This window comes from Paraburkholderia hiiakae (assembly GCF_904848665.1).
Lineage (GTDB): Bacteria > Pseudomonadota > Gammaproteobacteria > Burkholderiales > Burkholderiaceae > Paraburkholderia > Paraburkholderia hiiakae.
Window position 1 is genome coordinate 154,710 of the sequence record NZ_CAJHCQ010000016.1, and the last position, 20,980, is coordinate 175,689.

General features: G+C 62.4%; 22 protein-coding genes. 18 read left to right on the forward strand and 4 right to left on the reverse strand.

The genetic code is table 11. The features are described from left to right. Positions 1 to 423 precede the first annotated feature (423 nt). Positions 424 to 669: a hypothetical protein gene (locus tag JMY28_RS27010; protein ID WP_201698954.1), complete on the reverse strand. Its 246-nt coding sequence runs from the start codon at positions 667 to 669 to the stop codon at positions 424 to 426. A 49-nt stretch (positions 670 to 718) separates the two neighbouring features. Next, positions 719 to 946 carry a hypothetical protein gene (locus JMY28_RS27015; RefSeq protein WP_201698955.1) on the reverse strand — a complete coding sequence of 76 codons (228 nt, stop codon included), beginning with the start codon at positions 944 to 946 and terminating at the stop codon, positions 719 to 721. 1,130 nt (positions 947 to 2,076) lie between these two features. Here JMY28_RS27015 and JMY28_RS27020 point away from each other — a divergent pair. From JMY28_RS27020 to JMY28_RS27035, 4 genes are all read left to right on the forward strand, one after another. Further along, entirely contained in the window at positions 2,077 to 2,367 is a 291-nt protein-coding gene (locus tag JMY28_RS27020) for a hypothetical protein (protein ID WP_201698956.1), read from the forward strand. Between the two features lie 116 nt (positions 2,368 to 2,483). Then, the gene (locus JMY28_RS27025) at positions 2,484 to 2,723 is read left to right on the forward strand and encodes a hypothetical protein (protein ID WP_201698957.1); all 240 of its coding nucleotides are present in this window, start codon (positions 2,484 to 2,486) and stop codon (positions 2,721 to 2,723) included. Positions 2,724 to 3,178: 455 nt separating this feature from the next. After that, entirely contained in the window at positions 3,179 to 3,427 is a 249-nt protein-coding gene (locus JMY28_RS27030) for a hypothetical protein (protein ID WP_201698958.1), read from the forward strand. 60 nt (positions 3,428 to 3,487) lie between these two features. After that, complete coding sequence (locus JMY28_RS27035; RefSeq protein WP_201698959.1) at positions 3,488 to 3,760, forward strand: hypothetical protein; 273 nt, start codon at positions 3,488 to 3,490, stop codon at positions 3,758 to 3,760. A 104-nt stretch (positions 3,761 to 3,864) separates the two neighbouring features. Here JMY28_RS27035 and JMY28_RS27040 read toward each other — a convergent pair whose 3' ends face one another. Beyond that, positions 3,865 to 4,767, reverse strand: coding sequence for a LysR substrate-binding domain-containing protein (locus JMY28_RS27040; RefSeq protein ID WP_201698960.1), 903 nt, complete (start codon positions 4,765 to 4,767; stop codon positions 3,865 to 3,867). A 282-nt stretch (positions 4,768 to 5,049) separates the two neighbouring features. Here JMY28_RS27040 and JMY28_RS27045 point away from each other — a divergent pair, with 282 nt between their 5' ends. The 11 genes from JMY28_RS27045 to denD all read left to right on the forward strand — a co-directional run bounded on the left by JMY28_RS27045 (position 5,050) and on the right by denD (position 16,266). Continuing rightward, the gene (locus JMY28_RS27045; protein WP_236597064.1) at positions 5,050 to 5,841 is read left to right on the forward strand and encodes a transketolase; all 792 of its coding nucleotides are present in this window, start codon (positions 5,050 to 5,052) and stop codon (positions 5,839 to 5,841) included. After that, entirely contained in the window at positions 5,838 to 6,839 is a 1,002-nt protein-coding gene (locus JMY28_RS27050; protein WP_201698961.1) for a transketolase family protein, read from the forward strand. The genes JMY28_RS27045 and JMY28_RS27050 overlap by 4 nt, the downstream gene beginning before the upstream one ends. 19 nt (positions 6,840 to 6,858) lie before the next feature. Beyond that, positions 6,859 to 7,704, forward strand: a complete 846-nt coding sequence (locus tag JMY28_RS27055; RefSeq protein ID WP_201698962.1) for an NAD(P)-dependent oxidoreductase — start codon at positions 6,859 to 6,861, stop codon at positions 7,702 to 7,704. A 113-nt stretch (positions 7,705 to 7,817) separates the two neighbouring features. Continuing rightward, on the forward strand, positions 7,818 to 9,125 hold the full coding sequence (locus JMY28_RS27060; RefSeq protein WP_201698963.1) for an MFS transporter: 1,308 nt from the start codon (positions 7,818 to 7,820) through the stop codon (positions 9,123 to 9,125). A 175-nt stretch (positions 9,126 to 9,300) separates the two neighbouring features. Next, positions 9,301 to 10,005 carry a FadR/GntR family transcriptional regulator gene (locus JMY28_RS27065; protein WP_201698964.1) on the forward strand — a complete coding sequence of 235 codons (705 nt, stop codon included), beginning with the start codon at positions 9,301 to 9,303 and terminating at the stop codon, positions 10,003 to 10,005. A gap of 58 nt (positions 10,006 to 10,063) precedes the next feature. Next, entirely contained in the window at positions 10,064 to 10,972 is a 909-nt protein-coding gene (gene ltnD / locus JMY28_RS27070) for an L-threonate dehydrogenase (RefSeq protein WP_268960665.1), read from the forward strand. A 27-nt stretch (positions 10,973 to 10,999) separates the two neighbouring features. Further along, positions 11,000 to 12,316 carry a 3-oxo-tetronate kinase gene (gene otnK / locus JMY28_RS27075; protein ID WP_201699008.1) on the forward strand — a complete coding sequence of 439 codons (1,317 nt, stop codon included), beginning with the start codon at positions 11,000 to 11,002 and terminating at the stop codon, positions 12,314 to 12,316. Further along, positions 12,313 to 12,969 carry a 3-oxo-tetronate 4-phosphate decarboxylase gene (otnC, locus tag JMY28_RS27080; RefSeq protein ID WP_201698966.1) on the forward strand — a complete coding sequence of 219 codons (657 nt, stop codon included), beginning with the start codon at positions 12,313 to 12,315 and terminating at the stop codon, positions 12,967 to 12,969. The genes otnK and otnC overlap by 4 nt, the downstream gene beginning before the upstream one ends. 118 nt (positions 12,970 to 13,087) lie before the next feature. Further along, the gene (locus JMY28_RS27085; protein WP_201698967.1) at positions 13,088 to 14,425 is read left to right on the forward strand and encodes an MFS transporter; all 1,338 of its coding nucleotides are present in this window, start codon (positions 13,088 to 13,090) and stop codon (positions 14,423 to 14,425) included. A gap of 26 nt (positions 14,426 to 14,451) precedes the next feature. Next, on the forward strand, positions 14,452 to 15,240 hold the full coding sequence (otnI, locus tag JMY28_RS27090; RefSeq protein ID WP_201698968.1) for a 2-oxo-tetronate isomerase: 789 nt from the start codon (positions 14,452 to 14,454) through the stop codon (positions 15,238 to 15,240). A 36-nt stretch (positions 15,241 to 15,276) separates the two neighbouring features. Further along, the gene (gene denD / locus JMY28_RS27095; protein WP_201698969.1) at positions 15,277 to 16,266 is read left to right on the forward strand and encodes a D-erythronate dehydrogenase; all 990 of its coding nucleotides are present in this window, start codon (positions 15,277 to 15,279) and stop codon (positions 16,264 to 16,266) included. Between the two features lie 103 nt (positions 16,267 to 16,369). Here the strand turns inward: denD and JMY28_RS27100 are convergent, their stop codons facing one another. Beyond that, entirely contained in the window at positions 16,370 to 18,064 is a 1,695-nt protein-coding gene (locus JMY28_RS27100) for an alpha-keto acid decarboxylase family protein (RefSeq protein ID WP_201698970.1), read from the reverse strand. A gap of 400 nt (positions 18,065 to 18,464) precedes the next feature. On the opposite strand from JMY28_RS27100, the gene JMY28_RS27105 reads away from it, so the two are divergent. The 3 genes from JMY28_RS27105 (at position 18,465) to JMY28_RS27115 (ending at position 20,979) form a co-directional block, all read left to right on the forward strand. Beyond that, positions 18,465 to 19,142, forward strand: a complete 678-nt coding sequence (locus JMY28_RS27105; protein ID WP_201698971.1) for a heavy metal response regulator transcription factor — start codon at positions 18,465 to 18,467, stop codon at positions 19,140 to 19,142. Beyond that, positions 19,139 to 20,545 carry a heavy metal sensor histidine kinase gene (locus JMY28_RS27110; protein ID WP_201698972.1) on the forward strand — a complete coding sequence of 469 codons (1,407 nt, stop codon included), beginning with the start codon at positions 19,139 to 19,141 and terminating at the stop codon, positions 20,543 to 20,545. Before JMY28_RS27105 ends, JMY28_RS27110 begins: the two co-directional genes overlap by 4 nt. Positions 20,546 to 20,691: 146 nt before the next feature. Continuing rightward, positions 20,692 to 20,979: a hypothetical protein gene (locus JMY28_RS27115; protein WP_201698973.1), complete on the forward strand. Its 288-nt coding sequence runs from the start codon at positions 20,692 to 20,694 to the stop codon at positions 20,977 to 20,979. The last annotated feature ends 1 nt before the right edge of the window (position 20,980 follow it).

Below are 20,980 nucleotides of genomic sequence, written 5' to 3' on the forward strand. Positions count from 1 at the left end.
AAGCCACGAGCGTCGACAGACGCTCACGGAGCGGTAATGAGAAGCGCGCGGGCGGATGAGCGGCCTCGCGTCGGAAATGTCACGGCCGTCGCCCTGTCCGGGCGGCGAGTCCTGCAGATGAATGGATGCGTCAGGCGTGGGAGCCAGCTGTGCCGGCCCGATCGGGAAGGGGCACGTCCAACGAATACTGTTGTCGCCGGCCTCACCGGGCGATCAGTCGGAGGAGGATTCGCAGCGAGCCAACGGAGATCTTGTTGTGCGAGATACAGCGCGAATCAAGCTTGTATTGTAACCGAAGACGGTCATCTCCAACACTAGCGTTTAAATGGGACAGAATGATGAACCTTTGCGGCGAGACCTCGGTAAGCCGCAATAACCGGAAATCCAGTGCTGTGCGGCGACTGCACCGATGCGATCTCAGCGTTAGGAGCCGGTGCCGAGCGGCCCAAGGAGGACGTCGATGGACGCCTGTCCTGCGACTTCAGCGATCAGGTACGCCCATCGACGTGTGTAAGGACCGTTACGGAGGGAGATCCTGCCTCCATGTTTTCCAACAACGCGAAGGTTATGGCCGCCCTTGATCTGGAACGTCACGTTGTAGAGGTCTTCCGCAGAATGGCTGAGTTCGACATGGATCTCGAACCCACGATATTCGATCATCCGATACACACTTTTCTCCACTCGGTTGATGGTGCAATGGTTCAAGCCATCACGAGGATCAACGCGTCCGTGGGGAGCTTTCGTTGCGATCTCCGGCCCGATAGAGGACAGCGCCGATCTGCAGGAGGCCGTTCCAGTCGTTCGCGTTCATCGCACTGTGCTCGCGGGCGAGGTATTCGGTTAGCCAGGTTAGTGAATCGGTGGCGCTTGTCTGGTCGAGGCCCTTCTGCTCGATCTCCTTGAACATATCGAGAATCGCCTCCACGTTGATGTAGGGTTTGTTCATTGCAATCTCCTCATGGTTCCAGGGTGGATACGCCGCTTAAACCGTCATTGGAGCACACCGCCTTTTCGTCGATTTTCCGAATGGATTCCTGCGCAGTTGAGGGCCGTAAAGCTATGTAGAGTTGACGCAAAGCTGACCTCCGAGACGACAGACTGAACGGCGTGCCGAGCTTCCCCTGTGCCCTGTGCGCGCGACGGCGGGGACGAACGACATCAGTTCGTGTCTGCACGTTCAAGACGCTCAGGATCGCAAAGAAGCGCGGTGTCCCGGTCAGGCAGATAAAACGGCGCTACAGCCGCAGGCATCTCGGGAGCCGGCCTCAACAAAGGCCGAAGAAGGGCGGGAGAGGAGGGTGCCGGAGCACGCGGTCGACGACAAACTGCTATCAAACAGTGACGCAAACCAGGCTACGCCTTGCCAACCAGGCCGTCAAGCCGCTTCGGCCGCGTGGGAATACTGGCAAGACAAGCGGCCATCATACTATTGTCGCCAGCCGACATGTGATCGCCCTAGCTGTCACATCCACAGCGGTGGCCGGTGGCCAATGATGCGAAACGCGTGCATAACAGCTCGCACGCATTCTAAGCCAGCGGCTTACCGCGTACGCTCCGAGCCGCTGCCGCACAAGGCTGTCTCACTTCTGTCCCTATTCCACTGTCGCGTCCCCCGTGACCACGCGACACGCCGTCCACCTGGCAGGGAGTGGCGCAGCCCTCCCGGAGGTCACGCGCCGTTTCTTGATATCGTCAGTACCCCTGCTCGGGTGGAGAGACTACGTTTCGTACAGCCGCGTTTATTCAGGGCTTCGACGTCAGAGTTGGGTTTGTGACACCTATACGTTTTTTGTGTGGAGGTCACACGGGCGACGCTTCGCCCTTTCACGAGTTCGACAGCGTATAGGCTGCAAGTCTGAAACTTTCGCTGTACAAACGGCTAGAGGGGCGTAGCATGAAAAGATCAGTCGACCTGCGACCGATTCCAGCCCGCCTCCTGCACCGTTCTCACCAGGGATCGAGCCGCTCCCCTTCATCGCAGACCACGAAACGCGATCGACCGCCGTTCAGCTGTCGAGGCGGTCGCGTGCGTCCTTATCCGCTTTTGCCGCAAGCATGCGGCCAGAAGGTGACCTCATGACTGCCGCTGTCCGTTTCTACCGTGGACTTGAAATTTATCCTCTGGTTTATCCACACCGACCAACCGCCGCCGGATTCGGTCATAACTACGACGAGGGATTTGACGCTGCCGTACGAATACTGGAGCCGCAGGAGCCCGACGGCAGTCAACGTAGCCGGGTGTTCGGTGTCGTAGTCAGCAGGCCGTTCATCAATTCGGGGGATGCGCGTCGTGCATCGATCGAATATGCAGAGCACCTCATCGATACTTGTTCACCGGACGCGACTTTCCTCGATATGAAGTCCTGAACGTTTTTCTCGCCACGTAGCTATTGTTAATGGCTGGAAAAATGGTATTCGCGGGAAGCGCTCGAAATGTGCAAGCTTGATTGACCTGATTCCCGTCTCATTTTCGCGGGGCTTCCATGCATCGAGTTTTCTCGCATCGCGGTTTTGAAATTCATGTGAAGCTGACGGAGGCTTCTCCTGGCCTGTACGACGCCGTTTTTCAGATCAAGGGCGGCGTTAACGTCGGAGTCATTGACGAGCTTGGCGCCGAAACAAAGCTTCGCAAAGGGCCGTTTGATCTGCAAAAGGCGTTTCTAAGCGCACAGGAGGCTGGTCAAACGGCTATCGATGCCGTTATCGGCGAGGACGAGTCGTAAAACCATCGACGTTTCGCTCTAAAGCGGCGCTTCGGGACATACAGTTCAAAAAGGAAATGCGGCTCGAAACTCCCCCTGCACAAAAGGTGGATTCGGCGTAGGATGACAAGAACAGTCAACCTGTGATCGATCCCAGCGCCTCTCCTGCAGCCTTTTCTTCAGGGATCGAGCTGCCCCCCCTCCAGCGCAGACCACTTTACGCGGCCGACCGCGCGCCACAACGCCGGTGCGCACGTGTACGTCCAAATCCCGTACTGCCGCAGAGCTTGTGGCGCCATGAAGCAACGGTATGTCCGTCACCTGCCGCCTATCGGTTGCTTATGCCCAACATCTGATCGACGCATATTCGCCGAACCAGCCGGTGCTTGATATGAAATCCTGAATATTTTTATTCGATTACCGATGTGGCGATGCATGTTGGGCCAAAGGGTGACCGGTATCACTGGAGCGAAGGCATGAACAGACGTGACCTGCTCAGACGAATCAGAGTCAACGGTGTTGACGTTGTCGACGAATTTCTTCCCTCGGACGCCAACGCGGAGTTGGAAAGCCTTATCGGTGACCGCCGGCACGAGGTCAACGCGGAGGCATTCCTGATGTTCGTATCAGTTCGTGCAATGTTGCACGGAAGCGGTATGCCGAGTTGCGAGTCGGACTGCGAGGCGGGGCAGATCATGGCCCTGCTGAACAGGTCTGCGGCTTGAGGCTGAAGAAGAACTAATCCGCGGCAAACGGATGCCGTATGTCATTGATGAGGTAAGACCATGCGTTCCGATTCGACCCGATTCCAGATTGACCCGACACCGCGTCGGGCAGATGGCGAATACCTGGCGCACGCGCGCATTAGCAGCAGTCGTGCGGATGGCAGCGAGTACGATGTTCACGTGAGCGGCGATCTTGCAGGATTCGACGCGCGTGAGGATGCGATTGCCTATGCGAAATGCTGGGCGCAACAATGGCTGGATGGGCGCTTTGGCTTGAAACTTTCTGCCAACGCAGCTGTTGATCTCAGTGATTCCTGCTTCGCAGGAGGTTAGGGAAACCGACTTCATCCGCGTTGGCACGTCGACATGCAGAAAGAGGTCTAGCTGAACGACCTTCCCGAATGAAACATCCGAAAGAGGCAAAAGTAGCCGGCGACTCAACGTTGCGCAGGCGCGTTCTCGCTGATTCCCAGCGCATTCAACAGCCATACCTTGAAGGTCTCGAAAGCTTCGTGCCGATGCTGCCTTCGCGGATGGACGAGATAGTGCCCAACGTATTCGACTTCGCGCGTCGAACCGGCGAGCGGCCTCACTAGCTCGCCGCGCTGCAGTTCGCGTTCCGAAAGAAGCGTGGATTCGAGGACGACCCCGAGGCCATCGACGGCAGCGGCAATCGCCATTGAGCTGCGATCGAAGCGCAGGCCATAGTGCGTGGGCGGGGGAAGCTGGTTCGTCTCGAACCAGCCTTTCCACTGGTACATCTGTACTTCGCACTGGATCAGAGGCAGATGGTACAGATCCTCCGGCTTGCGGATGCGCTCCGCGAGCGCCGGGTTGCATAGCGGCGCCAGGCCTTCGAGCGCAAGCGGAATCTTTTCGTGAGGGGAAGGCTTCGGCTCGCCGTAGACGATGTCGAGATCGAAGTCGTCGTCGAATCGTGCGTATTCCGTGCTGGCGGAGAAACGCAAGTCGATATCCGGATGGTCCCGTACGAAGCCCGCCAGCCGCGGCAACAGCCATTGCGTCGCAAAGCTCGGCGCGGTGTGAAGCCGCAGTGGCGTGCGCTCGTTGCCTGCAAGCAGCGCGAACCCGCGTTGTATTTCCTCCATCCCTCTCTGAATGTGCTCCATGAGCATCGCACCCTCGCGCGTCAGGCGCACCTCCCGTGTGCTGCGCTGGAATAGCCGTTGCCCGAGCTGATCCTCCAGCTTGCGCACGGAATGACTCACGGCGCTTGGGGATAGATTCAGGTCGCGTGCGGCATCGGCGAAGGAAAGGGTTCGACCTGCGGCCTCGAAGACCCGGATGTACGACAGAGGGATGCTGCGGAAGATGTCCATGCGGGGGAGATTCGTGAATGGAATTCATGAGCTAGTGTAATCTTTTCTTTTGTCAGGCGCTGTCTTGCCCGATACATTGTGTTCACCTCGTGCCCACACCGGTCCGATTGCTGAACAGGAGACAACTGCCGCAGTCGCCGGTCATCGAGGATTCCTCTCCCGTCTTCCGCTGGAAATGCCATGACAATGATTACGGAGGCCGAGCCGCAAACCGGCTCGACATCGGTGCAACTCTCGAAAATCGCCGATCACGCCTATCGCATTCGCCGCTTCGCGCTGCGCATGGGCGAAGTGCAGGGCCAGGGCTATATCGGCCAGGCGCTCGGACTCGCCGATGCGCTCGCCGTCACCTGGTGCCACGCAATGAACCTGCGGCCCGACGATCCCGAATGGGAAGGGCGCGACCGCTTTTTGCTCTCGCACGGCCACTACGCAATCGCGCTCTACGCCGCACTGATCGAAGCGGGAGTCATCCCGGAAGCGGAGCTGGAAACCTATGGCTCAGATGACAGCCGTCTGCCGATGTCGGGTATGGCGAGCTATACACCCGGGATGGAAATTTCGGGCGGCTCGCTCGGCCAGGGTCTGACGATCGCGGTCGGCATGGCGCTCGGCCTGCGTCTGAAGCGCAATCCGGCGTTCGTCTACAACTCGATGTCCGACGGCGAGCTCGACGAAGGCGCCACGTGGGAAGCCGCCCTCTCCGCGGCGCATCATGGTCTCGGCAATCTGATCGCACTCGTCGACATCAATCGCCAGCAAGCGGACGGCCCATCGCACGACGTGCTCGGCTTCGAGCCGCTCGCGGACAAGTTCGCGTCATTCGGCTGGCACGTCGAGCGTGTGAACGGCAACGATCTGCCCGCGCTCGTGCAAGCGTTTGATCGCGCCCGCGCACTGAAGGACGCAAAACCGCGTGTCGTTCTGCTCGATACGCTAATGGGCAAAGGTGTGCCGTTCCTCGAGACGCGCGAGAAGAACCACTTCATTCGTGTCGATGCGCCGGAGTGGCAGCAAGCCATCGCCGTGCTCGACCAGAATCAAAAGCAAGCACAGCAAGGAGACGCAGCATGAGCGCCGTCATCGAAAAGAAGCCGCGCCTGACGACGTCCGCCATGATCGCGTCGATCGCCTCGGAAGGCCAGAAGACGCGCCCGGCTCCGTTCGGCCATGCGCTGGTGGCAGAGGCCGGGAAGCGGCAGAACATCGTCGGCATGACGGCCGATCTGTCGAAGTACACCGACCTGCATCTCTTCAGCCAGGCGTTCCCTGAGCGCTACTTCCAGATGGGCATGGCCGAGCAGCTCTTGATGGGCGCTGCGGGCGGCATGGCGAAGGAAGGCTTTATTCCGTTCGCGACGACCTATGCTGTGTTCGCCACGCGCCGCGCGTATGACTTCATCCATCAGATCATCGCCGAGGAAAATCTCAACGTGAAGATCTGCGCTGCACTGCCGGGTCTCACGACAGGCTACGGTCCGAGCCACCAGGCGACCGAAGACCTGGCGCTCATGCGGGCCATTCCGGGCATGACCGTGATCGATCCGTGCGATGCGCTGGACACCGAACAGGCTGTCGCCGCGATCGCCGCGCACAACGGCCCGGTCTATATGCGCCTGCTGCGCGGCAAGGTGCCCGTCGTGCTCGAGGACTACGATTACCACTTCGAACTTGGCAAGGCGAAGATGCTGCGTGACGGCACCGATGTGCTGATTATTTCGTCAGGCATCCTCACCATGCGTGCGCTCGAAGCCGCGCAGGCGCTGGATGACGGTTCCGCGAGCGTGGGTGTGCTGCACGTGCCGACCATCAAGCCGCTCGACGAGGCAACCATCATCGAGCAATGCCGCAAGCCCGGACGCCTTGTGATCGTCGCGGAAAACCATAGCGTGATCGGCGGTCTGGGCGACGCCGTGACGAGCGCGCTGGTGCGTCATCGCGTGATGCCCGAGTTCCGGCAGATCGCGCTGCCCGACCAGTTCCTCGACGCGGGCGCGCTGCCCACGCTGCATGACCGCTACGGCATCTCAACGGCGTCGATCGTCGAAAACATCAAGACGTGGCTCAAGTGACCAAGAGGGCGCAGCAAAAATGAACGTGACATTTATCGGTATTGGCGCAATCGGTTTGCCGATGGCGTTGCAGGTCAAAGGCGCGGGCCACAACGTAACTGGTGTCGATCTTTCGAGCCACGCGCGCGAACTTGCGCAGGAAAACGGGCTCCCCGCCGTGGACACCTTCGCGGCCGCGCCTTCGCCCGACGTGGTCGTCGCGATGGTCGCGACGCCGCAGCAGCTTGCTTCGCTTGTCGCGAGTGTCGGTATGAACCTCGACGGTCAAACGTGGGTCATCATGTCCACAGTCGGCCCCGACGCCGTGCGTGAACAGGGCGAACGTCTCGCGGCGGCGGGCGCGCGCGTGGTCGATGCGCCCGTCACCGGCGGCACGGCGCGCGCCAAAACGGGGCAACTCGTGATTTTCGCGTCGGGCGCGCAAAGCGACATCGACTCGGTGCGCGTAGTGCTCGACGCGATGGGCAGCGTTCGCGTCACCGGCCCCAAGCTCGGTGACGGCCAGGCAATCAAGGTCGTCAATCAGCATCTGTGCTCGGTACACATCGTGGCAGCGGCCGAGGCGCTGAATCTCGCGCGCTCGCTCGGCCTGGATCCGGCAGCCGTGCTGGAACTGATCGAAAAAGGCGCAGCCGGGTCGTGGATGCTGTCGGATCGCGGTCCACGCATGTTGCAAGGCACCGACGTTACGGTGACGAGCTCAATCAACATCTTCGTGAAGGATAGCGATCTGGTGGCCGCAGCCGCGAAATCGTGCGATACCGACGTTCCGCTGCTGAACATTGCCAACGCTCGTTATCACGAGGCGGCGCAAGCCGGCCTCGGCCTGCGCGACGACAGCCGGGTGATCGAAACCTGGCGCTGAAAAACCGTCGCGGTAAAGACCTCTCAAGTCATGGAAGCGCTCGGCGAAAGCGCGACACGATCCGGCCGCCTTCAAGACAGGCGGCCGCGCACAAGCAGTGGAGACAACTCACGATGAGTACCAACAACGAAGGGCGCGCGGTCAAGGTTGCCGCTGCGTCGATGATCGGCTCTGCCGTTGAGAGCTACGACTTCTTTATCTATGGAACAGCGGCCGCGGCGTGGTTTGGCAAGATTTTCTTTCACGCCACCGAACCGATCATCGGCATTCTGGCTTCGTTCGCCACGCTCGCGATCGGCTTCCTGATGCGCCCACTCGGGGGCTATCTCGCCGGGCATTTTGGCGATAGCCTCGGCCGCAAGGCGGTGTTGTTCTGGTCTCTCGTCGGGATGGGAGGCGCGACTGTCCTGATTGGCGCATTGCCAACTTACCAGCAGGTGGGTGTGCTCGCACCGATCCTGCTGATTCTCCTGCGTATGGTGCAGGGCGTCGGCTTCGGTGCGGAATGGGGCGGCGCCGTGCTCATGGCCTGCGAACACGCGCCTGAAAAGCGACGCGGCTTCTTCGGCGCCGTGCCGCAGCTCGGCATTCCGTTCGGCCTCCTGCTCGCGAACGGCGCGTTCCTGCTCTCGGGCACCCTGTTCGAAGGCGACTGGATCTGGCGTGCGCCATTCCTGCTGTCGTTTGTGATGGTCGCGATCGGCATCTTCATCCGGATGAGCGTGTCGGAATCGCCGGAATTCGAGGCGGTCAAGGCTGAGAACAAGGTGGTGAAGCAACCCGCACTCGAAGTCATGAAGAGCGACTGGCGCAGCATCCTGAGGATTGTCGGCCTGCGCATGGCAGAAACGGGCGGCTATTACATCACAACGAGCTTCATGCTCTCGTATGTCGCGCTCGCGCATGTATCGACGACTCGCCACGTTCTGTGGGGCACGCTGATTGGCTCCGCGATCGGCCTTGGGAGCCATCTGTTCTACGGCGCACTCAGCGACAGGATTGGCCGCCGTCCGGTATTCATGCTGGGCGCAGTCTTCACCATCGTGTTCGGCGTGCCGATGTTCATGCTCATCAACACGGGAGCGATCATCATGGTGATCGTCGCGGTGGCGCTGTCGCTTCTGTTCAGCCACGATCCGATTTTCGCGGTCGAGGCGAGCTGGTTCTCCGAGCAGTTTCCGGCCAACGTGCGCACTTCGGGCATTTCGCTTGGCTACAACGGCGCATCGGTCATTGCCGGACTGCTGCCGATCATCGCGACGGGCATTTACGGGGTCTTCGGCTGGATCGGGCCTGCGCTGATGTTTTCCGCGCTCGGCGTGGTTTCGACCTGGTGCGCTCTCGCCATGAAGGAAACGGCGCCCGCGGTGCTTGAGAGAAACAAGAGAAATGCAGGCGCGGAGCGCCGCCTCGCCGCGTGAAGCGCGCTTGAGCATTGCCGGCTCGCCGGCAACTCCGGCGCTTTCACCGACAGGTCGGCGCCGGTAGCAACGCCCTTTGACGCGGTCTCCAACGAGTATTTTAAGGGTTCACCCTAATGTCTTCTCGCGGTCCAAAATTTGTATGATGACCCGATAACATGGTGAATCTGATGATATGTTCGAGAAAATTCCCACGAGGGCGCTGAGCGACACCGTCGCGCAACAGCTACTCGCACAGATCGACAAGGGCACGTTCGCGCGCGGCGGCAAGCTGCCGACGGAGGCCGTACTCGCTCAGGAGTTCGGCGTCAGCCGCACGGTGATCCGCGAGGCCATTTCGCGTTTGAAGAACGAAGGCGTGGTCGAGCCGCGCCAGGGCAGCGGCGTGTATGTGTCCGCGCACGGCGCGATCCGGCCGCTGCGCATCGACTACGCGGAAGCGATGGAAGGCGGCTCGGTGCTGCAGATTCTCGCGGTGCGCCGCGCCATCGAAGCCGAAGTCGCGGCGGAAGCCGCCATGCGTCGCACCGACGCCGACATGATGGCCATCGACGCCGCGCTCGGAAAGATCGATGAAGCCGTCGCCGAGGGCCGCGACGGCGTTGCCGAAGACGTCGCGTTTCACCGCGCGATTGCCACCGTGACCGGCAATCCCTACTTCCTGAAGACGCTGACGTTTCTCAATCAATACCTTGAAGCGGGCACGGTCGTCACGCGTCGCAACGAGTCGCTACGCGAAGACTTCTCGCGTCAGGTGCGCGACGAGCACGCGGCGATCGCCGCGGCGATCCGCGCAGGCGACCCCATGGCGGCGCGCAACGCCGCGCAGACCCACATGTACAACGCGGCGCGCCGTTTGGCCGAAGCCGGCATCTGCTGAATTTGCAGACACATTTTGCAGACGCATTCGCTCGCGCCATGCGCGGCGCGTCTGCACTATTCGTAGAGGAAGGGTTATGTCGAGAAATGTCGGAGTGATCGGTCTGGGCGCGATGGGCATGGGTGTCGCGCGTTCGCTGCTGCGCGGCGGTTTCAACGTCCATGCGTGCGACGTGCGCCGCGAAGTGCTCGACCAGTTCGTCGCCGATGGCGGTAGGGCTTGTGCGAATCCCGCCGAGCTTGGCGCGCAGTGCGATGTGGTCGTGACGCTCGTCGTCAATGCCGCGCAAACGGAAACGGTGCTGTTCGGCGAGCGGGGCGCGGTCAAGTCGATGAAGCCGGGCGGCGTCGTGATTGCGTGCGCGACGGTTGCGCCCGACTTCGCGATCGACCTCGGCCGTCGCGTCGAAGCGGCCGGCCAGCAATTGCTCGATGCGCCCGTGTCGGGCGGCGCGGCGCGCGCCGCGTCGGGCGAGATGACCATGATGACGTCCGGCCCCGCGGCCGCCTATGCCGCATGCGAAGACGTGCTCGCCGCAATGGCGGGCAAGGTGTATCGGCTGGGCGAGCAGCATGGCGCGGGCTCGAAGGTGAAGATCATCAACCAGTTGCTCGCGGGCGTGCACATCGCCGCCGCCGCCGAGGCGATGGCGCTCGGCCTTCGCGAAGGCGTCGATCCCGACGCCCTCTACGACGTGATTACGCACAGCGCGGGCAACTCGTGGATGTTCGAAAACCGCGTGCCGCACATTCTCAACGGCGACTACACGCCGCTGTCGGCCGTCGACATCTTCGTCAAGGATCTCGGCCTCGTGCTCGATACCGCGCGACGCTCGAAGTTTCCGCTGCCGCTATCGGCGGCTGCGCATCAGATGTTCATGATGGCCTCGACGGCAGGTCACGGCGGTGAAGACGATTCCGCCGTCATCAAGATTTTCCCGGGCATCGATGTGCCCGCGAAGCGGTAAGCGAGAGGGGCGCACGACATGACGAACATGAAGGCTTCTGCCAGCAAGCCGCTGCTTGGCTGCATCGCCGACGATTTCACGGGCGCGACCGATCTTGCGAACATGCTGGTGCGCGGCGGCATGCGCACCGTTCAGACGATCGGCGTGCCCGGCGCCGACACGCGCATCGAAGCCGACGCGCTCGTGGTCGCGCTGAAGTCGCGCACGATCGACGCCGCCGACGCCGTGGCGCAGTCGCTGGCCGCGCTCGAATGGCTGCGTGCGCAAGGCTGCCGCCAGTTCTTCTTCAAGTACTGCTCGACCTTCGATTCGACGGACAAAGGCAACATCGGGCCCGTTGCGGACGCGCTGCTCGACGCGCTGGCGCCCATCGACGGCGGCGCGCCGTTCGGAATCGCATGCCCCGCGTTTCCGGAGAACGGCCGCACGATTTATCGCGGGCACCTGTTCGTCGGCGACGTGCTGCTGAACGAGTCGGGCATGGAGCATCATCCCCTCACGCCGATGACGGACGCGAACCTCGTGCGCGTGCTGCAACGCCAGACGCGCTCGAAAGTCGGCCTCGTGCGCTATGACGCAGTGGCGCAGGGCGCGCAAGCCGTGCGCGCATCGATCGACGCGTTGCGCGCCGATGGCGTGCGCATGGCGATTGCCGATGCCGTCTCAGATGCCGATCTCTACACACTCGGGCAAGCGTGCGCGGACCTGCCGCTGATCACGGGCGGCTCGGGTGTCGCACTCGGTCTGCCCGCGAATTTCCGCCGCGCCGGTTTGCTCGCCGATGCCGCCGACGCAGGCGAGCTGCCGCGTATCGACGGCGCGTCGGCGGTGCTGGCGGGCAGCGCGTCGAAAGCGACGAATGCGCAGGTTGCCGCATGGCGCGAAACGCGTCCCGCGTTTCGCATCGATCCACTCGCGGCGGCGCGCGGCGAGCCCGTCGTCGAGCACGCGCTGGCCTTCGCGCGCGAGCACATGAACGCCGCGCAGCCGCAGCCCGTGCTGATCTACGCGACGGCATCGCCCGACGAAGTGAAGGCGACCCAGCGCGAACTCGGCGTGGCACATGCCGGCGAGCTGGTCGAACGCACGCTCGCATCGATTGCGCGCGGTCTGCGCGATCTCGGCGTGCGCAAGTTCGTCGTCGCCGGGGGCGAGACTTCGGGTGCGGTGGTGCAGGCGCTTGGCGTCGACATGCTGCGCATCGGCCGGCAAATCGATCCGGGCGTGCCCGCCACCGCCACCATTGGCGCTGAGCCGCTTGCGCTCGCGCTCAAGTCCGGCAACTTCGGCGCGGTCGACTTTTTCGCGAAGGCGCTGCGTCAGCTCGACGGTGACGCACAATGACAGCCGCCATTCACACGAGCGGCGAAGCCAAGGTCCGCGAAGAAATCTGCGTGACGGGCGCGAGCCTGTACGAGCGCGGTTACACGGTCGGCAGCGCGGGCAACATCAGCGCGCGGCTCGACGACGGCTGGCTCATTACGCCGACGGATGCGTGCCTCGGCCGCCTCGATCCCGCGGAGATCGCGAAGGTCGATCTCGACGGCAACGCGGTTTCGGGCGGCAAGCCGTCGAAAACGCTGGCGCTGCATCGCGGCGTGTACGAGCGCAACCGCGAAGCGCGCGGCATCGTGCACACGCATTCGACCCACCTCGTCGCGCTGACCCTCGCAGGCGTCTGGAGCGACGCCGACGTGCTACCGCCCATCACGCCGTACTACGTCATGAAGGTCGGCCACATTCCGCTGATTCGCTACCGGCGACCCGGCGATCCGCAAGTCGCGCAACAGATCGCCTCGCTCGCCGACAGCGTGCGCGGCGTACTGCTCGAACGGCTCGGGCCTGTCGTATGGGAGCGTTCCGTTTCACAGGCTTCGTACGTGATCGAAGAACTGGAAGAGACGGCGCGCTTGTGGCTGATGACGAACCCGCGTCCCGCGCCGCTCGACGACACCGCGCTCGAGGAGTTGCGCACGGTGTTTGGCGCGCGCTGGTAGGCCGTTCGAGCACATCGAGCTTTACGCGCAGTATCACCTACCTTGAACAGAAAGCCGGAGGGCTGTCCGACACGAAGCGGACGGCCCGCAACCGGCGCCACCACAAAGGAGACAACGCATGACAAGCTATCAGGCGGCATCCGTTCGCCCCGCAGCCACCGCCGACGCAGCCGGACAACCCGGTGCGGCCGAAATCGAACGCACCTACGGCAAGGTGTTTTGGCGCATCGTACCGTTTCTGATGCTGTGCTACGTGGTCGCCTATCTGGACCGCGTCAACGTGGGCTTTGCGAAGCTGCAAATGTCGCAGGACCTCGCGTTCAGCGAGACCGTATTCGGGCTCGGCGCGGGTGTATTCTTCGTCGGCTATTTTCTCTTCGAACTGCCCAGCAACATCCTGATGCATCGGCTCGGCGCGCGTATCTGGATTGCGCGCATCATGATCACGTGGGGCCTGCTCTCCGCTGTGTTCGTGTTCGTTAGGACACCCATGCAGTTCTACGCGCTGCGCTTCCTGCTCGGTCTCGCCGAAGCCGGTTTCTATCCGGGCGTCATTCTGTATCTGACGTACTGGTTCCCGTCGCATCGTCGCGCGAAGATCATCGCGGTGTTCATGTCGGCGATTCCGGTTTCAGGCATTTTCGGCAATCCGTTGTCGGGCTGGATCATGCAGACGTTCGACTCCCATCACGGCTTCGCAGGCTGGCAATGGATGTTCGTGATCGAAGCGGTGCCTGCCATCGCCATCGGCATCGCGACGATCCTGTACCTCGACAACGGCATCGCCGGCGCGAAATGGCTGACGCCGCGCGAAAAGAAACTGCTCGCCGACGAAATCGCCGCGCAACCGCAGGAAGAAGCGAAGTCGCATTCGGTGGGCGCGGTGTTCCGCGATCCGCGCACGTGGTGGATGTCGCTGATCTATTTCGCGTTCGTCACGGGCCAGTACGGACTCACGTTCTGGATGCCGACCCTCGTGAAGTCGACGGGCGTGACAGGCGCGTTCGAAATCGGCCTGCTGAGCGCGATCCCGTTTCTCGTCGCCATCGTCGTGATGAACGTGATGGGCCACAGCGCGGACAAACGCCGCGAGCGTCGCTGGCATCTGATCGGGCCGGCGCTCGCGGGCGCAGTCGGCTTCACGGTCGCGGCTTCGTTCGCGAACAACACGGCCGTCTCGATCGTGTTCCTGTCGATTGCGGCAGCGGGCGTGTTGACCTGCGCGCCGCTCTTCTGGTCGCTGCCCACGGCGTTCATGTCTGGCGCGACGGCCGCTGCGGGCATCGCGATCATCAATTCGATCGGCAATCTGGCGGGCTTCGCAAGCCCGTACATGATCGGCTATCTTAAGGATCTCACGCACAGCACGCAGTCCGGCATGTATGTGCTCGCCACGATGCTCGTGATCGGCGCGCTCGCCGTCTGGCTGACGCCCGCGCGGCTCGTGAACCGCTAAACACGCGTATTTTAGGAGTTGCTTCGATGCCACGCTTCGCCGCCAATCTGACAATGATGTACAACGAACACGCGTTCCTCGATCGTTTCGCCGCCGCGGCGCGCGACGGTTTCGAGGCGGTGGAGTTCCTGTTCCCTTATGAGCATCCCGCCGCCGACATCAAGGCGCGGCTGACTGAAAACGGCCTGACACAGGCGCTTTTCAACGCGCCGCCCGGTGACTGGGCGGCAGCCGAGCGCGGCATCGCGTCGTTGCCGGGCCGCGAAGACGAGTTTCGCCGCAGCGTCGAAACGGCACTCGAATACGCGCGCGTACTCGGCAACGACAAGCTGCACGTGATGGCCGGCTTGATCAAGCCGGAGCAATCGCGCGCCGCGCACCGCGACGTGTATCTGAAGAACCTCGAGTATGCGGCGAAGGCCGCCCAGGCGGACGGCATCACCGTTGTCATCGAACCAATCAACACGCGCGACATTCCCGGCTTCTTTCTGAACCGGCAAGACGACGCGCAGGCGATTTGCGCGGAAGTCGGTGCGCCGAACCTGAAAGTGCAGTTCGATCTCTACCATTGCCAGATCGTCGAAGGCGATCTCGCCGTGAAGCTCAAGCGGGACATGAAGGGCATCGGGCATATCCAGATTGCGGGCGTGCCCGAGCGGCACGAGCCGGATATCGGCGAAGTGAACTACCCGTATCTGTTCTCGCTGATCGACGAACTCGGCTACGACGGCTGGATCGGTTGCGAGTACCGGCCGCGCGCAGGCACGTCGCAGGGGCTGGGATGGATCAGGCCGTATGTGAAGGCGCGTGCCTGAGCGCATTCGACAGACACACTGAGGAACAACAGGAACATGAAAGTACTGATCACGGGCGGAGCGGGATTTCTTGGCCAGCGTCTCGCGCGCGAACTGCTCGCGCGCGGCGAACTGACGGGCGCGAATGGACAGCGCGAGCCGATCACCGAACTGGTGTTGCTCGACGTCGTCGCGGCGCCGGGTCCGAATGACGAACGCGTGCGTGTCGAAGTCGGCGACATTGCCGAGCGCAGCGTGCTCGAACGTCTGATCGACGACAGGACGGCAGCGATTTTCCACCTCGCTGCGATCGTCAGCGGCCAGGCGGAAGCGGACTTCGATCTTGGCATGCGCATCAATCTCGACGCGTCGCGCTTGCTGCTCGACGTGTGCCGTGAGCGTGGGCATCGGCCGCGCGTCGTGTTCACGAGTTCGGTCGCCGTCTATGGCGGCGATCTGCCCGATGTCGTGCTCGATGAAACCGCATTGAATCCGCAGTCTTCGTATGGCGCGCAGAAGGCCGTCGCCGAGTTGCTGCTCAATGACTTCTCGCGGCGCGGTTTCGTCGATGGCCGCGTGCTGCGCCTGCCGACCATCAGCGTGCGGCCGGGCAAGCCGAACGCGGCGGCGTCCTCGTTTGCCAGTGGCATCATTCGCGAGCCGCTGAACGGTCAGCCGGCCGTGTGCCCGGTGAGCGGTTCGACGCGGCTGTGGCTGCTATCGCCACGCAAGGCGATCGAATGTCTTATCGCGGGCTGCGAGATCGACGGCGCGGCGCTCGGCAACCGGCGCACGGTGAATCTGCCGGGCGTGTCGGTAACGGTCGACCAAATGATCGCCGCGCTGCGCGAAGTGGCGGGCGATGCCGTCGCGGGACGCATCGAATGGAAGGCGGACGAGCGTGTCGAGAAGATCGTCGGCAGTTGGCCCGCGCAGTGGGACGTCGCGCGCGCGACCCAGCTTGGCCTGCAAGGCGACGCGTCGTTCCTGGATATCGTCCGCGCGTTCGTCGACGATGAACTAAGTGGGAAGATTCCACAGCATTGATAGCGTGCACGCTAACCGGTCCGTCCGCGCCGGTTTGCTACGCAACAAATGACAGACGCCGCCGGCGCAGACAAAGAGTCTTTGCGAGGCGGCGTTTCCTTATTTAGATCTGCGCTGCGCCGGTTCGGAGCTGGAGATGCTCGCGGTGCTGCGGGCCGCGCGGACCGTAGTCGAGTTCGGCGCCCAGATTGCTGCTTCGCGTGATCGCCGCGGGCGCATCGCAGGGGTCCATGATCGATTCGACAAAAAGCAGTTTGTCGTTCGGCGCGGCGAGGGCGTGTTGCAGATCCCCGCAGGTCCTGGCCACGAAAGACTGCACGGATGCGCTGGGATGGAGCACTTTCGGCAGATCGGCGTAGGCCCAATTCGCAATGTCGTTGTAGGGTTCGGTCTTGCCGAGGTAGCCGCGTTCGATGGTGTAGCCGCCGTTGTTGATCAGCAGAATCGCTGGCTTGTGATCGTGGTGCAGAATGGTCGACAACTCCTGAGCCGTGACCTGGAACGAACCATCGCCTATGAGCAACACGTGGCGGCGCTCGGGCGCCGCAGTCAGCGCGCCAAGCAGGGCGCCGACCGAATAGCCAATCGATCCCCAGTTGATCGACCCGATGAAGGTGCAGCCGGGCGGAAGCTGCAGCCCGAGAATGGAAAACGACGTGCCATTGTCGACATACACGACATCTCCGGGACGCAGATAGTCCTGAACGGCCTGCCAGTAGGCGGCTTGAGTCAGCTTCGCGGCAGCCTCGACGTGCGTGCGAGCGGCTGGCGCGTCAACCGGGCGTTGAACGCGCGTCGCAACCTGCGGTGCGGTGTCGATCACGCCGCGTAGCACCTCCTTGAGCGCCACCGCCTGATAGTTGTCTTCGCCGATGTCCACGGCGTGCGCACGCGCGTGGATCGTGCCGGCGGGCAGCGTTGCGCTGAAATCGCCCGTGGTCACCTCGATCGGCCGGTAGCCGACGGCGAGCAAACAGTCGCTGCTCTCGATCGCTTCACATACCCCTGGCTCGCTGCCTTTGCCGGCATAGATGCCAAGGTACTGCGGGTGCGACGCGTCGATCACGCCCTTGGCCGCGTTGATCACCGCCAGCGGTGCCTGCAGCTTGTCCGCCAGCGCCACGAGTTCGGGGACGACGCCGAACCGGTCGGCATCCGTATCCACCAGAATCGCCGGTGATCTCGCGGCGGACAACTGTTGCGCGAGCGCCGCGATGCACGACTGCAGCCGTTCCGGATCGCTGGGAACGTGGGCAAGAACAAGCGGGGCAGCCGGCACTTCGATCTCGAGATACGCGATGTCAGACGGCAGTTCCATGTAGACAGGGAGCTTTTCCCGCCAGGCCGTGAGGATCAGCCGGTCGATCTCGACGACCGCGTTGCGCGGCGTGATCCGGGCCTGGGCCACCGTCACCGGCGCATAGGCGCGCAGGAAGTGGTCGAAGTTGCCGTCGGCCATGGTGTGGTGCATGCCGAGGCCGCGATCGATGGAGCGCAGCGGGATCGAACCGCTGATGCAGATAACGGGAACATGCTCGGCATAGGCGCCTGCCACCCCGTTGAGCGCGCTCAAGGCGCCGACGCCGTTCGTGACGAGCAGCGCGCCCAGGCCGTTTAGCCGGGCATAACCGTCCGCCGCATAGGAGGAGGTCAACTCGCCCGTGGTGCCGATCCATTCCAGTGCACCGCTATCGTGGAGTTGCTGCAACAGTGTGAGGTTGTAGTCGCCGGGAACGCCAAACAAATGACGAATACCGGCTTCCTCGAGGCGGCGCAGGAGGAAGTCGCCGATCGTCATGCGTTGGGTGGGATTGGCCGTGTTTTGCGTGATTTCCATGGAGGATTCCTAAGCTGGGTCATGGGAGGAATGTGCGGTACCGATGTTGAATCGCACTCCGCGGCAAAGCAGGCGCTCATCCCGGCTGTGGCTTGGTAACCGCCAGCAGCCCGATGCGTAATTCGGTTTGCGGTACAACGGATTCTCAGTCTAGGCGCCCGGCAAAAACAGCAGTGTGACCGAGTCATTACAAAAAAATATCAGGGAGGGGACGCGCTGCGTTTCGTCATTTTCTTGTAATGATTGAGTAACGGCCCCGTTAGAGGGCGCTGCTTAGACTGCAATCATGCCCGACTGGTATAGGGGCGCAAACGAGCACAGAATCAGTGACACGCGCATAAAAGTGCAGGGACCGGACGCTATGAAAATCCTCGTCATCGAAGACGAAGCCAAGACCAGCGAGTACATTCAGAACGGCTTGACGGAAGCAGGCTACGTGGTGGACGTGGCCGCCAACGGCATCGACGGACTACACCTTGCGCAGGAGATGGGCTACGACCTGATTCTGCTCGACGTGATGATGCCGGAGATGGATGGCTGGACCGTCATGAAGAAGCTCGGCGCGCGCACCAAAACCCCGGTGTTATTTCTGAGCGCGCGCGGCACGCTCGAAGACCGGTTGAAGGGCCTCGATCTCGGCGCCGACGATTATCTCGTCAAGCCTTTCTCGTTTGCCGAGTTGCTGGCGCGCATCCGCATCATATTGCGGCGCGGCCAGCCGCAAAAGGAGGAGGAACAGGTCTTCGAAGTTGGGGATCTTCGGGTCGATGTGCCGAAGCGGCGAGTCGACCGGGCCGGCGTGCGCATTACGCTCACCAACAAGGAATTCAACCTGCTGGCATTCTTTCTGGAGCATCAAGGTCAGGTGCTCTCGCGCGCCCTGATCGCCTCGCGCGTGTGGGACATGAATTTCGACAGCGACAGCAATGTTGTCGATGTCGCGGTGCGCCGGTTGCGGCAGAAGATCGACGACCCTTTCCCCGTTCGCTTGATTCATACGATTCACGGCGTGGGATACCGTTTCGAGTACGAAGCATGAAGCGCCTTTCGCTCACCACGCGCCTTGCGGTGCTATACGCACTCATCGTATTTACGGCGATGGCGTTGCTCGGCACCTTGCTATACCGGGGCCTTGAGCGGCAACTGATGGTGCGCGACGACGCGGCGCTGGTGACGAGGGTCGACCAGCTTCGCACACTCATGAACGATGTCGACGTGCGCGAGCTGATTCGGGACAAGCCTCATCTCTTCGCGAACATGCTCGGTAATACGGAGTCACTGCTGATCGTGGGCTTTCCGGGTGAAGCGCCGCTCCTTACGGTGAATCCGGGGCACAGGGCGGTGCCGGATGTGACGCCCGTGCCGGTGGACGCGCCACTCACGCTCGGCGCCGTTCACCATACGCTTGCGGCCGATGGAACGCCGTTCATCTACGTCGCCGCTGTGGCGCACGACGTAGCCGGGAAGCAGGATCTGCAGATCATCTCCGGCCGCTTGCTGACCGAGCGCACGCAATTGTTGCGGGCATACCGCAACCAGATACTGCTATTCGCCTCCGCTGGCGCAACCATTGTCGCCTTGCTCGCTTTCGTCCTCGCGCGCCGCAACATGCAGCCGTTGCGCGTGCTCGCTGCGCAAACCGGGGCGATCGGCGTCAGCACGCTTTCGACGCGCATCGAGCAGCGCGCCACGCCGCCCGAACTCGACGCATTGATCGCAGCATTTAACGGCATGCTCGATCGGCTCGAACGCGGGTTCACGCAGTTGAAACAGGTGTCGGCGGATATGGCGCACGACCTGCGCACGCCAATCGGCAACCTGCTGGGTCAGACCGAAGTCGGCTTGAGCCAGACGCGCGACACCGCGTATTACCAGCGGCTTCTCGGCTCGAACTACGAGGAGTTGCAACGCCTGTCGAAGATGATCGACAACATGCTTTTTCTTGCGCGCACCGAGCAGGCCGACAACGCCATCGAACGCAAGGAGTTGCCGCTTGGTGTGGAATTCGAGCGTATGCAGGAGTACTTCGAAGGCATCGCGGAGGACCGCAACGTGAGCCTCGAGTGGCGCGGCGAGGGTCACGTGTGCGCGGATCCGGATCTGCTGCGCCGTGCATTGGGGAATTTGCTTGCGAATGCCTTGCGGTATGCGGAGCCAGGCACGGCAATTTCGACCATGGCGGACCAAGGACCGGAGGCCACCACGCTCCATGTCGAGAATCGCGGACCGACGATCGAGCCGCATCATCTCGAACGGATCTTCGATCGCTTCTACCGGGCCGATCCGTCGCGGCATCGCTCGTCGGAGTCGAGTGGGCTCGGGCTTTCGATCGTGCGCAGCATCATGCTGCTGCACGGCGGAACGTGGCACGCTTCGAGCAGCAATGGCGTGACGCGCTTTACGCTTGTGTTCCCGCGGCAGCGCGGGCGGGGGAACCCGTAGGCGCGCCAAGGGCGGCACCGCGACAAACCGCGCTAAGATGAGGCCCTTGAATTGGGAATGCGGGACGCAACCCATCTGTGCGCGTATGGGTTGTTCGTACGAGTGGAATTCAGCATTTATTCCAGTCACGAAACGTTGAATAAGCGATGAAACAACGTACATGGCCCAGATTCGCTGCCGTTTGTTCATTCCTGGCTTTCATGCCGCTTGCGGGTTGTGTGGCCCGCGGCGCGCCGTCCTGGTCGCTCTTCGGCGCGTACTTTCCGTATTGGCTCGTGAGCGCCGCCATCGGCATTGTCGGCGCGCTCGTCGCGCATCGCGTTTTCATCTCGACTGGATGGATTCGCCAGGTGCCTTATCAGCTTTCGGTCTGCACCGGGATCGGCGTCGTCGCCGGGGTGTTCGTCTGGCTATGGGGAACGGGGCAGCTCTGAC